General features: G+C 65.9%; 9 protein-coding genes. 5 read left to right on the top strand and 4 right to left on the bottom strand.

Translation table 11 applies throughout. The features are described from left to right. Positions 1–4 precede the first annotated feature (4 nt). From LWF01_RS13100 to LWF01_RS13090, 3 genes are all read left to right on the top strand, one after another. On the top strand, positions 5–1,429 hold the full coding sequence (locus LWF01_RS13100; protein WP_349637814.1) for a purine-cytosine permease family protein: 1,425 nt from the start codon (positions 5–7) through the stop codon (positions 1,427–1,429). Continuing rightward, positions 1,426–3,075 (top strand): amidohydrolase, encoded by a 1,650-nt coding sequence (locus LWF01_RS13095; protein WP_349637813.1) that lies wholly within the window; start codon positions 1,426–1,428, stop codon positions 3,073–3,075. Before LWF01_RS13100 ends, LWF01_RS13095 begins: the two co-directional genes overlap by 4 nt. Before the next feature lie 75 nt (positions 3,076–3,150). Further along, positions 3,151–4,671 (top strand): L-lactate permease, encoded by a 1,521-nt coding sequence (locus tag LWF01_RS13090; protein ID WP_349637812.1) that lies wholly within the window; start codon positions 3,151–3,153, stop codon positions 4,669–4,671. Positions 4,672–4,756: 85 nt separating this feature from the next. On the opposite strand, the gene LWF01_RS13085 is transcribed toward LWF01_RS13090, so the two are convergent. The 3 genes from LWF01_RS13085 to LWF01_RS13075 are packed head-to-tail and all read right to left on the bottom strand — an operon-like array spanning position 4,757 to position 9,419. Further along, positions 4,757–5,722: an NAD-dependent epimerase/dehydratase family protein gene (locus tag LWF01_RS13085; protein WP_349637811.1), complete on the bottom strand. Its 966-nt coding sequence runs from the start codon at positions 5,720–5,722 to the stop codon at positions 4,757–4,759. Then, entirely contained in the window at positions 5,719–8,394 is a 2,676-nt protein-coding gene (locus tag LWF01_RS13080; protein ID WP_432761959.1) for an alpha/beta fold hydrolase, read from the bottom strand. Before LWF01_RS13080 ends, LWF01_RS13085 begins: the two co-directional genes overlap by 4 nt. Positions 8,395–8,396: 2 nt before the next feature. Next, positions 8,397–9,419 (bottom strand): 3-oxoacyl-ACP synthase III, encoded by a 1,023-nt coding sequence (locus LWF01_RS13075; protein WP_349637810.1) that lies wholly within the window; start codon positions 9,417–9,419, stop codon positions 8,397–8,399. A gap of 236 nt (positions 9,420–9,655) precedes the next feature. On the opposite strand from LWF01_RS13075, the gene LWF01_RS13070 reads away from it, so the two are divergent. Together LWF01_RS13070 and LWF01_RS13065 are read left to right on the top strand one after the other, a co-directional pair. Beyond that, positions 9,656–10,495, top strand: coding sequence for an aldo/keto reductase (locus LWF01_RS13070; RefSeq protein ID WP_349637809.1), 840 nt, complete (start codon positions 9,656–9,658; stop codon positions 10,493–10,495). A gap of 137 nt (positions 10,496–10,632) precedes the next feature. Next, positions 10,633–11,196 carry a DUF6328 family protein gene (locus LWF01_RS13065; RefSeq protein ID WP_349637808.1) on the top strand — a complete coding sequence of 188 codons (564 nt, stop codon included), beginning with the start codon at positions 10,633–10,635 and terminating at the stop codon, positions 11,194–11,196. A 4-nt stretch (positions 11,197–11,200) separates the two neighbouring features. On the opposite strand, the gene LWF01_RS13060 is transcribed toward LWF01_RS13065, so the two are convergent. Then, positions 11,201–12,073 carry an SCO6745 family protein gene (locus tag LWF01_RS13060; protein ID WP_349637807.1) on the bottom strand — a complete coding sequence of 291 codons (873 nt, stop codon included), beginning with the start codon at positions 12,071–12,073 and terminating at the stop codon, positions 11,201–11,203. Positions 12,074–12,155 lie beyond the last annotated feature (82 nt).

Genomic DNA, 12,155 nt, shown 5'->3' with positions numbered 1-12,155 from the left:
CGTCATGGCCGAAACACGCGCTCAGCTCTTCGCGATGGAGAAGGAAACCATCGCGCCGATCCCTGTGGGGCAACGGCACGGCAGGCCCCGTGAACTTGTCGCCATCTGGTTCGGCATGAACATGACGCCGCTGACGGTTGTCACCGGCGCCACCGCCACCACCTTGCTCGGCCTGCCGCTCGGCTGGTCGGTCTTGGCGATCCTGATCGGACACGGAGTCGGTGGGATCGGGATGGCGCTGCACGCGGCACAGGGACCACGGATGGGTGTGCCGCAGATGCTGCAGGCCCGGGGGCAGTTCGGTTCTTACGGGGCGGCAATAATCGTGCTGATCGCCACAGTGATGTTCATCGGCTACTTCTCGTCCAACCTTGTCGTGGCCTCCGATTCGCTGACAGCAGTGCTCCCCGGAGCCAGCGGAAACCTGATGTTAATTCTGTGCACGTTGTTCAGCCTCGTCGTGTCGGTCTTCGGGTACACCCTGGTGCGGGCCGTCACCGCATGGAGTTCCTACGTTGTCGGCGCCCTCGTGCTGATCTCCTTCATCGCACTCGCCGTCGGCGGGGACATCACCCAGTACCTGGGAAAAGGTGAGTTCAGCCTGACCGGGTTCTTCGCGATGGTGGCGATCGGGGTGGTCTGGCAGCTGACCTATGCCCCATATGTTTCGGACTATTCGCGGTACATGCCACGCGACACCGGCACCCGCGGAGCGTTCTGGGGCTCGTACACCGGCTGCGTGCTCAGCAGTATTCTGCTGATGGTGCTCGGTGCGGTCGTCGGCCTGGCGGTCGACAATGCGGACACCATGGCGGGGCTCGGCGGCCTGCTCGGCCCGGTCCTGGCCGCCATCGTGCTGTTCGGGTTCGCCCTCGCGGCCAGCGCAGGCAACTCCGTCAATGTCTACTGCAGCTGCCTGTGCCTGCTCACCCTGATCGAAACGTTCCGCCGCGGCTGGCGTCCGATGATGCGCGCAAGGCTGATCGCCACGCTGGCGCTGCACGTGGTCGGGCTGACGATCGCGTTTGCCGCAGCCACCAGCTTCGCCAGCTCCTACTTCAACTTCCTCAGCATCCTGCTGTACCTGCTGATTCCGTGGTCGGCGGTCAACCTGGTCGATTACTACCTCATCCGACGCGCTGATTATGCGATCGATGACTTCTTCGCACCCGACGGCGGCCGCTACGGCCGATGGAATCCGGGAGCGATGATTGTTTTCGTCGTTGGAGTTCTGGTCCAGGTTCCGTTCATGTCAACGACGATCTTTGTCGGCCCGGTCGCTGCGGCGATGGACGGCCTCGACATCGCGTGGCTGGTCGGATTTGCGGTCAGTGCTGGGCTTTACATCCTGCTCGCCCGAGTTTGGCCGCGGCTGGTCCGGATCGCTCCCAGCGCTCCGGATCCGCTGCTGGAAGCAGGTCAGGGATGACGGGGGCCGACTGGATTTTCCACGGAGGCCCGGTCCTCACCATGGACTCGGAGGCTCCGACAACCGATGCCGTCGCCGTAGCCGACGGCCGGATCGTGGCGGTGGGTGCGAGCAAGGTTGCCGAGGTCAAGGCGTCTCATACCGAGATCGTCGATCTGCGCGGGTCGGCGTTACTGCCTGGATTCCAGGATGCGCACATCCATCCGGTCGCCGGCGGCCTGCAACAGCTGCAGTGCGACCTCAGCGAGTGGCACTCGCTGGACGACTACCGCCAGGTGATCAGACGCTATGCCGCTCACGCCGCGGGTGAGTGGATCCAGGGCGCCGGCTGGTACGGCGACGTTTTCGAAGGCGGCTTCCCCGATCGTCTGGAACTGGACGCCCTGGTTGGTGACCGGCCGGCCGTATTCGTCAGTCATGACGCCCACGGCGCCTGGGTGAATTCCGCAGCCTTGCGACGGGCCGGCATCACTTCCACTACGCCTGATCCGGCTGGCGGACGAATCTTTCGCGATCATGCCGGCCAGCCGACCGGCATGCTGGCCGAGAGTGCGGCCGAGCTGGTGACCCGGCTGATCCCGCCGCCGGAGGGTAACGACCTGGAGAAGGCGCTGCTCTCCGCCCAGTCCTACCTGCACTCGCTGGGCATCACCGCCTGGCAGGACGCCGCAGTGGGGGAGGCGCTGGGCATACCGGAGACGTTCCCGCTCTACTGTGACCTGGACGATCGAGCACAACTGACCGCGCGAGTCACCGCGGCATTGTGGTGGGATCGGGACGCCGGTCTGGAACAGATCCCGGAGCTCGCCGCCCGGCGAAAGGCCGCAGGGCATCGACGGTTCCAGGCCACCGCCATCAAGATCATGCAGGACGGAGTCTGCGAGAACCTGACCGCGGCGGTGTTGCACGCGTACCGCGGGCAGCCAGGCAACCATGGGATGAGCTTCATCGAGCCGGCCGCCCTGACCGAGATCGTGGGCCGGCTGGACCGGGAGCGTTTCGACATCCACCTGCATGCAGTCGGGGATCGCGCCGTCAGGGAATGCCTGGACGCGATCGAGGCCTCCGCCAGTCGGGAATGGGACAGCCGGCACCAGATCGCGCACATCGATTTGATCGACCGCTCGGACGTCTTACGGATGCGGCAGCTGAACGTGATTGCCAATATCCAGCCGTTGTGGGCCCGACAGGATCCGGTTCTGGTCGAGACAAAGCTGCCGTACCTGGACGATGCCCAGCGCAGTCAGCATTTCGCCTTCCGGGCACTGGCCGACGCCGGGGTGGCGTTGGCGATGGGCAGCGACTGGCCGGTGTCCAGCCCCGATCCCATCTGGGGCATTCACGTGGCTGTGAATCGGACCGCCCCGGTGGCCGACCCGCATGCCGCGGATGAGCGGTCCCAAACCGAGCCGTTGCTGCCCGGCGAAGCGATCAGTGTCCAGTCGGCACTGCACGCGTACACCCTTGGTGCCGCCCGAGCGAACAGGCTCGACCACCTGACCGGCAGCATCGAGATCGGCAAGGCGGCCGACCTCGTGGTGCTCGACCGCGATCCGCTGCATACGCCGGCGCGGGAGTTGTCGGCGATCCGGCCACGGCTGACCATGGTAGGCGGGCAGGTCGTGCACGAGTCCGCGGGTGAGTGACGGGAGAACGCGCCGGCACTCCCGCCCGCGGCCACTCGGTAGCATGAAGGCGCCCGCTTAAAGGCGAGCGTGGCGATGCCCGCTGCCTTTCAATCGATGAAGGACCAAGCCGTTGCCGATTCTCCACGCCGCTCCTTCCGTGTCATGAGCGGATGGCTGGCTCTCGCGGCTGCGGCGCCCATCGGCCTGGCCGCAGTGCTGCTTGCCCTTCGGATCAACCCGACGCTGGCCGCGCTGGGCTCCTGCTTTGCCGCCGTCATTATCAGCCTGCTGTGGTTTCCGGTATCCGGTCCGCAGGCAGCAGCCGTCGCAGGCTCGCTCGGGCCGTCCTTCGCGGAGGTTCTGCTGATCGTCCTCGGCGGCATCGCCCTCGCGGAGGTACTCGGCCGATCCGGCGCGCAGGAGAAGATCAGCGGTTGGATCCTCTCGGTCTGCCCCGCACAGGGACGTGCCGTCATCCTGTTGGTACTGGGCGTCACGCCGTTCGCGGAATCAGTGACCGGCTTCGGGCTTGGCATCATCGTGGCGATCCCGATTCTGCGCCGAGTCGGTTTCTCGGCCACGCGCTCGGCAGTCATCGGGCTGCTCGGTCTGGTCCTGGTTCCCTGGGGATCCCTCGCCCCTGGCCTGCTGATCTCGGCCCGGCTCGGCGACGTCGAATTCAGCTCGCTCGGCCTGCACACGGCTCTGCTCACACTGCCGGTGCTGCTGGTCATGGTGCTCGCGGCTCTTTACGTCGGCCTGGGACGAAAGGGAGTCACCGGTCACCTGGCCGAAGCCGTCGTTGTCAGCCTGGCGATGTGGCTGGTGTTGCTCGCGGTCAATGCCTTCCTCAGCCCGCCGCTCGCCGGGGTAGTTGCCTCGTTGACTGCAGTCATCTTGGTGCTGTTGCGATCGAGGCTGCAGGCGCCGCTGGAGTTTCCATGGCCGGTGCGCCGGGCACTTCTTCCTTACGCCGTGTTGATCCTCGGCCTGCTCCTGACCAGCGTGGTAACCACGATCTTCGGCCTAGCCGGCCCGTGGGACGCACTGCGGAGCCCGGCGTTCTGGCTGCTGGTGACCGCGGCCCTGGCGCCCATGCTGGTCGGTGCCGACCGCTCGATCTACGCCGGCCTGCTGCCGACAGTGTTGCGGATGTGGCGGCCAATCGGACTCTCCACGGCGGCGTTCCTGCTGCTCGGCGCGATCCTGACCGGTAGCGGAATGAGCGCTTATGCGGCAACCTACGTGGCGGGGATGGGCGCCGGTTACCTCTTCCTGCTGCCGTTCATCGGCGCCGCGAGTGGCTTCATCACGGGCTCGAACACCGGGGCGAGCGCAATGCTGTCCACAAGTGCTTCCGCATCCGCGCATGCGCTGGGCATCGATCCGGTTGTCACCTTGGCTGCGCAAAACGTCAGCGCTTCCGCGCTCGCGATGGCGGCTCCGCCGAAGATCATCTTTGCCGCCGGTCTGGCGAACCGCGGACTGCCAGGTCGCTCAGCAATGACGACAAAGCTGCAGCGAGCGGCGATTTTCCGGACGGTGCTGGGTGCGCATGCCGTTTTGCTGCCGCTGCTGGGCGGACTGACGCTGCTACTGGCGGTCTTCGGGTGAATCGAGGGTTTGTGGTCGAATCGCGCGAAAAAACCAACGAATCGGCACCAAAGCGAAGTCTCGGCCACCAAAGCCGCAGTCGGACCTAGCGGTAGCTTCGGGCCAAACGCTCGAAGCCCTGGTCAAGCGATACTTCCGGGCGCCAGTCAAGCACCTCGCGGGTCCGTCGTTGGTCGAACCAGTGTGCGGTGGATAGCTGCTCCGCCAGGAACCGGGTCATTGGAGGTTCGTCCTGGCCGCGGCGAACCTGCCAGACTCGTTCCACGACGCCACCGGCAAGGCGAGCCGCCGATGCCGGAACCCGCCACGCCGGGGCCGGCACGCCGGCAGCTGCGCAAATCCCTGCGATCAGCTCGGCCACGGGGCGCGGCTCGCCGTTCGAGACAACCAGCGCCTGCCCGTGGGCCACGGTGGCGCGTTCCAATGCTGCGACTATGGCGCTGGCTGCGTTGTCGATGTAGGTAGTGTCAATCAGCGCCGTTCCGTGATCCAGCAGCGGTAACCGATGCCGGCTGGCCCGATCCACCACCCGGGCCACAAGCTGGGTGTCGCCCGGGCCCCAGACGATATGTGGCCTGACCGCCACGACGGAAAGGGAGTTCGAGTCCTGCGCGAGTGCGAGCAGCTCGGCGCTGGCCTTGGTGCGGGCATAATGGCCACGCGCTCGCTCCGGGTCTGCAGGTTCCGCGCCGACCCCGACCAGCGATGAGCCTGCGTGCGCCACCGACGGCGACGACACCATGACGAAGCGGGTGACGCCGGCCCGGCGTGCGGCGGTCAGGAGGTTATTGGTGCCGTCGATATTGATCGCCTCGAACTCTCTCAGCTCTCCGGCGAAAGATACCTTGGCGGCCAGGTGCACGACGGCGTCGCAACCGTCCACTGCCGCCAAGACTGCTTCGACGTCGGTGACGGAACCGTTGATATCTTCGATCCCCGCCAGTCCGGCTGGGCTGCGCTGGAAGGTTCGCACCCGGTGTCCCGCGGCTGCCAGCCGAGTCGCGACCGCACCGCCAAGCAACCCGCTGGCGCCGGTGACCAGGACCCTCATGGTCGGGTCAGCCTGCCGCCGGCAAGCACCCGATCCGCCCAGGCGGCAAGTCGCGCGCGGTCGATCTTCGAGTCGTGCCGGATATCGGTGGGCAGCTGTGGCAGCACGAATACAGCGGCTACCGGAATACCTGCCGCCTTGCGCACCTGGGCAGCGAGGGTGGTCCCGGCCAGCCTGGGCCGGCGGCCGGGCAGAGCCAATCTGGGCCGGCGAGCCGTGCCACCCCGCGCCGGCGTAACTATGACGACGACCTGCTGTGCGCCGGGTGGCCCAATGCCGACGACGGCTGCGCTGCCCACCTGATCCAGAGCCTCGATGCGCTGTTCCGGGCCGACCGGGGTGTGAATTCCGTCAGGCGCTGTGATGACGTGGGCCAGGCGTCCCTCGACCCAGAGCCGCCCATCGCCGTCGAGGTGTCCGATATCGCCGGTGCGGTGCCAGCCCGGATTTGCGGCGCTGAGCCGCTGGGTGATCCAGAGCCGATCGTAGTGATCCTTCATATGCGGCGCGCTGATCACGATTTCACCGCTCACGCCGGGGCTGTTGGTCAGCTCCGCAGACGGCACGCCCTCGGCGTCGAATGCTGCGATGGCCACCTGCACCGGTCCCGCAGGTTCACCAACGCATACGCCCTCCGAACTGCCCGCCGCACGGATCTGGTCAAGGCTGATGTCGGTGACGAGCAGTGCCTCGGTCATGCCGTAGGGCGTGTGCAGGCTGGCGTTCGGTGTCAGCCCCGCCATCCGGGTGAGCAGCGGCTCCGGAATTGGCGCGCCGGCCGAGAGCACAATCCGTACCTGCTCCAGCGCTCGACGCCCGGTGTGATCCAGATCCCCGGCCGTGGCCAGTACGTTCCGAAGCGCAGCGGGCGCGGCGAAGACAACGGTGGCCTCGACCGCCTGTGCGGCTTCGGCGAGCGCGCGGGCGGTGAGCGTGCGCGGCGCAGTCACATCCATATCCGGGCTGACGGAGGTTGCGCCGAGCGCCGGGCCGAGCAGAGCGAACGGCGCAAAGCCCGCGACCAACCCGGTGCCGGGGCCGATGTCGAAGCGGCCGGCCAGCGCGTCACGCATTGCCTCAAGCTGCCGGTGGGTGTAGACGACGCCCTTTGCCGGTCCGGTCGAGCCGGACGTGAACAGGATCGCGGCGGTTACGTCGGCGGCAGGCGGCGCAGGAAGCTCGGCATCGATGCCTCGGCGGAGCAAGTCCGGCAGGGTCAGCTCGACCCCCAGGGCCCTGCGGGTGGTCTGATTAAGCGGCTCGACCGAGATCTTCGTCCCAGGCCAGCCGAAGGCGCGCGCCGCGGCAAGGCCACGCGCAATCGCCACAATGTAATCGGGGCCGGCGCCACGGACGGCGCGACTCAGACCCTTTACGCCCAGGCCGGCGTCGGCGATGACCACGATTGCGCCGATGCGCAGGCAGGCGTAAATCAGCGCGGTCAGGTCGGCACCCGGAGGCACCAGCAGCGAGACGCGGTGCCCGGGCCGCACACCGCTTGCGTGCAGGCCAGCGGCAAGCGCCAGTACCTGGTCGTTCAGCCGCCGCCAGCTGACCACCCGGCGGCGCTTCAGCCCTGGCGGCGCCATCTCGACGAAGGCGGTCGAATCATCATCGGCGCGTTGCTCGAGCTGGGCCCAGAGTGGTTCGGCGGACGGCCCGGAGCCGGCCTCGGCCGTCGCTTCCCGACCGCACGGTTGCGCGGCGAGCAACCCTTCGGCCAGCCAGTCAAGGATCGGTGTGGCGATATCGACATCCTCGGCCAGCAAATGCCCCGCACCCTCGAAGCGGTGCACGTCGGCGTGCGGCAGTCGTGCGATCAGATCGCGAAGGTAGCGGTCGTCGAAGATCGGATCTTTCGGCCCCCACAGCAGAAGCGCCGGAACAGTAAGCTCACGCACGCCGGTGGCGACCCGGTCCAGCTCGGCAAAACTGGGATGGCTGTCATTGACCGGGATATCGGCGACGAAGGCGCCGATTCCGCCCCGCTGCGCGGAATTCGGGTAGGGCGCCGAGTAGGCCGTTTTGGTCTCGGGTGACAAGGCCGGGTGGCCGAGTGCAAGCGTCGTCTGCAAGAACGCCGGTGTGGTGACGGTTCCGCGAGGCAGCACGCCCTTAGCCAGCGCGAGACGCAGCGGTGCCGGAATTGGTTCGCCCGCGGGATGATGAACCGCTGTGTTGGTCAGGATGACGCCGGCCAACTGATCGGGGTGATCAACGGCCCAGCCGAGCGAGACGACACCACCCCAGTCGTGGCCGACGGTGACGACTTGGGTATCGATGCCGAGCTGCCCGGTCAGCGCCGATAGGTCCGCAATCCTGGTCGGCAAGGACCGGGACGAACCGGTGCGTTCGGAGAATCCCATATCCAGCTGGTCCACCGCGATCACCCGAACCGCGTGCTGCGGCGCATCGGCCGCTGCGGAGACCAGCTTCCGCCACAAGTAGGACCACGTCGGGTTTCCGTGCACGCACAGCAGGGTCAGCCTGGGCGTCACCCCTGCCGCGGCAAGCACGGGTCCGTTGTCCAGCAGGTGCCAGGTGCGGTCACCGTCCGGTCCGGGGGCGGTGACCAGCCGGGAAAATTCCGGCCGCAAACCGGGCAGCCCGGATGGCGGCAGCTTTGCAGCGGTGCGGATCGGCGCCGGCAGGCTGTCGATTTGGAAAGGCACCACTACCAGAGGATCTCGGTCATCGCGGTGTTCAGCCCCGAGCCGACCCCCATGCAGAGCACGCGATCGCCGGGATTCAGGGTGTCGACACTCTGGGCAAGCGTTATTGGTAGGGCGGCCGGGCCGACATTGCCGAGCGTCGGATACGTCACCGGTACCCGAGCGGTATCGAGGTCGAGCGCCTTGACGATCGCGTTCAGGTGCACATTGGATACCTGGTGCATGAAATAGCGATCCATGCCATTCCAGTCCCACTCACCCTGAGCGTCGCGCCACGCCTCGAGTACAAGTTCCAGGCCGCCCTCGAGCAGGCCGTTTGTATCGGTGCGCATGCCATTGATATCACCTACGCACAGATCGTGGTGCTCGGTGCCCGCCCGCGCCACGCCTCCGAGAATCCGGTGTGCCCCGGGGTGGTCGCTGCTAGGGCCGATCACCGCTGCAGCGGCGCCCGAGCCCAGGGTCAGAGTGGCAAATTCGTTATTGAAGTCTTCCCGGGTGACATCCGGGCGAAGCAGTCGCTCAAGCGTGGCACGCTGGGTTTCGCCCGCGTCCTCGCCAGCGACGACAACCGCGTATCTGATCTGCCCGGCGTCGATCATGGTCGACGCGAGCGACATGCCGTTGACGAAACCGAGACAGGCGTTAGCAACGTCGAAGTTCAGCGCCGATGACGGCAGGCCGAGGCCGTGGTGGATCTTTACCGCGACCGACGGTTCAAGGTGTTTGCGGGTTACCGAAGTGTTGATCAGCAGGCCGACATCGCCGGGCTCCACGCCGGCCTCGGCCAACGCCTTTGCTCCGGCCTCGATGGCGGCGTCGTCAAAGTCCATTGAAGCGTCCCACCAACGGCGTTCGCTGACGCCGGCGAGCCGATCGAGCAGACCACGCGGCAGCCGAAGTCGTTGAAGTGAGGGCTTCAGTCGCTCATCGAGTTCGCGGGACGTCACCACGACAGGGGCATCGATGCTCGTGACGGCGAGCAGCGATGCGTTCTGATGGCGAAAATTAGAATTGCCTGTCAAAAAAGTCCTATCGGTGCGGCGCCGCAGTCTGCGGATCCTAGGTCATATGCCTCATAAGGCTAGCGGTATCCTCTTGGCTCCGTCGAGCTAAGTAACAGCGCCACAGCGAAACGAGTAATAGAGAGCGTATCTATGTAGCCTGAGTGTCAGCTGTCAGGAGTAGGTTGAATACTCCTTAACCGTTGTGAGTCTCTCGTCGAGAGAAAACCTTGCCGCATTCAGAAAGGACTCATCTTATGTCCGCCACAGTTCCGCTCGTCACCCTGAACAACGAGGTAAAGATCCCGCAGCTCGGTTACGGCGTATTCCAGGTTCCGCCTGAGGGGGCGCAGTCCGCGGTGGAAAAGGCGCTGGAGGCCGGTTACCGGCATATTGATACCGCTGCGGCTTACCGGAATGAGGCCGGCGTCGGGGCGGCGCTGAAGGCCAGCGGAATTCCGCGCGATGAGGTTTTCATCACGACCAAGCTTCGTAATGGCGATCAGGGCTTCGATTCCACGCTGGAGGCGTTCGTCAGATCTCGGGAAGCCCTCGGCCTCGATGTGATCGATCTGTACCTGATCCATTGGCCGTATCCCTCGAAGGACCTCTACGTCGAGAGCTGGAAGGCGCTGGAGAAGTTGTACGCCGATGGCGCCGTCCGGGCGATCGGTGTCTCGAACTTCCTGACCGAGCACCTGGATCGGTTGCTGGCGGAGACTGACATTGTTCCCGCCGTCAACCAGATCGAGTCGCATCCGACCTTGGAGCAGGCCGAGCTCGGCGCATATTCACGCTCGAAGGGAATCAAGGTCGAGGCCTACAGCCCGCTGGGGCAGGGCGCCGATCTGTCGGCGGATGTCGTGGGCCGACTGGCCGAGAAGTACGGCAAGACGACGGGCCAGATAGTGCTCCGCTGGCATCTGCAGAAGGATCGAATTGTTATCCCGAAGTCTGTGACGCCCGAACGCATCGTCAGTAACATCGACGTCTTCGACTTCGAACTGACCGCGGACGAACTTGCCGCGATCACCGCACTCGAATCGGGCAATCGCATCGGAGCTGACCCGGCAACCGCTGCCTTCACCCAGTTCTGAGCCTGGCTTACGTATATTCGACATTCCGGTTCGCGCAGCTGAAGTAGAGGGGCGCGAACCGGAAGTACAGGGCGCGAACCTCAAGTCGCACAGCTCAGGCAGGCTCGCACAGCTCAGGCAGGAAAGGAGGTCGGTGAATGCCAAATGCAGCCGACATTGCGGGTAACTCCGATTACGGGCGGCACGAAACCGAAAATGAGCGGCTCGACCGAAACTGGGTCGAAATGCTCCAGGAACTTCGGGTTATGCAGACCGGGGTGCAGATACTGACCGGTTTCCTGCTTACGTTGCCGTTTCAGGCGTCGTTCGACCGGCTCGATTCCAGCCAGCGCACCGGGTATCTGGTGCTGGTTGTGCTTGCCGCTTTGGTCACCGGCCTCGTGCTGACCCCGGTCAGCCTGCATCGCGGCCTCTTCGGCCGGGGTATCAAGTCCCGCCTGGTCGCGAACAGCGACCGCGTCGTCCGGGTCAGCCTGGCAAGTGTCGGGCTACTGGTGGCCGGCACCGTGGCGCTGGTCTTTGATGTTGTGGTCGGCCGGACGGCGGCACTGGTGGTGGGGGGATCGCTGATCGTCGTGCTGCTGATTCTCTGGCTCGCCTTCCCCTTCTTCGTCCGGCGGAAGGGATCCGGTGCGGAGCGGAAATCCGACGCCAGCAGCCGTGAGGCCCGGGAACACGACGCAGACGAATCGGGCAGCTGAAACGTCAGTCGGGATTGCGGTTGGAACCTGCGGCGAACGTCCCGGCGGGAAAGGCCCGGGCGTTCACAGCAGCGCGTGCCAGCGCGCCGCCAAGGGTCACCAGCTCGTCGGCCTTTTCCGCGCCGAGAGCGCGCCATGGCGCAATCGCCGCAGCGTCGGTGGCTGTTTCCACCTCGATTCGCAGCTGCCGGCCGGCATCCGTGAGCTCGCCTTCCGGCGTGAGCACGCCACGTTCGGCCAATCGCTGCACCGCGGCCGTCCAGTCCTCTTCCGACCAGCCCCGGGACTTGATGGCGGCCGGAATCGTGAAGCCCTTGTTGGTCGCCGTGTGACTGACCAGTGCCTCGATCCCGGACAGACCGGTGCCGACAAGCGCCGCGATGTGGCCGTCGCCGCGATGTTCGCGCATTAGCGTGATGGCGTGCCACAGAACGAGAAGCGGCTCGTCCGGCCACGCGAGTGCGGTATGCCCGGCGAACAAGGGACGTCCCTCGATCCTGCAATGGTCGGTCGCTTCGCGTGCGAGGTCGGCCGCCCGGGCAACGTCGGCCGAGTCGGCAGCTTCGTCGCCGAGCAGCCGGCGCAGGGCACGGCCGGCGGCCTCGAGCCGGGGCTGGATGAGTGACTGCGCCGGGGCCAGGCTCCAGGCGCGGGGAATGTGGCGGGCCACCAGGCCGGGGCTGAAATTGAAGAAAGTCGCAGTGACAACCGGCGCCGTCACCTCTCCCATTGGCGCGGCGCGGCTGGCGAAGTAACACATCCGGCCAGGCCGTAGTCCTGCCGCGACGAGGGCTTCTTCGGTTTCGGGCGCGAAATAGGCACAGGAATGCAGTGCCTCGATGGCTTGGAGTGAACGGCCGGCAACGTTGTTATCCATAGACAGACCATAGCGGTGTGTCCGGGCTGCGGAGACGTCTGATTGAGTGGAAACACAATGATGTCTTTTCGTGAGGAGCACA

This window comes from Saxibacter everestensis (assembly GCF_025787225.1).
Classification (GTDB): Bacteria; Actinomycetota; Actinomycetes; order Actinomycetales; family Brevibacteriaceae; genus Saxibacter; species Saxibacter everestensis.
Note: the sequence above shows the minus strand (reverse complement) of the source record. Positions and strands in the feature narration are given on the sequence as shown.

Coding starts and splice junctions, on each gene's coding strand:
- LWF01_RS13100 (WP_349637814.1), top strand. CDS start 5: ATGGCCGAAACACGCGCTCAGCTCTTCGCGATGGAGAAGGAAACCATC.
- LWF01_RS13095 (WP_349637813.1), top strand. CDS start 1,426: ATGACGGGGGCCGACTGGATTTTCCACGGAGGCCCGGTCCTCACCATG.
- LWF01_RS13090 (WP_349637812.1), top strand. CDS start 3,151: ATGCCCGCTGCCTTTCAATCGATGAAGGACCAAGCCGTTGCCGATTCT.
- LWF01_RS13085 (WP_349637811.1), bottom strand. CDS start 5,722: ATGAGGGTCCTGGTCACCGGCGCCAGCGGGTTGCTTGGCGGTGCGGTC.
- LWF01_RS13070 (WP_349637809.1), top strand. CDS start 9,656: ATGTCCGCCACAGTTCCGCTCGTCACCCTGAACAACGAGGTAAAGATC.
- LWF01_RS13065 (WP_349637808.1), top strand. CDS start 10,633: ATGCCAAATGCAGCCGACATTGCGGGTAACTCCGATTACGGGCGGCAC.
- LWF01_RS13060 (WP_349637807.1), bottom strand. CDS start 12,073: ATGGATAACAACGTTGCCGGCCGTTCACTCCAAGCCATCGAGGCACTG.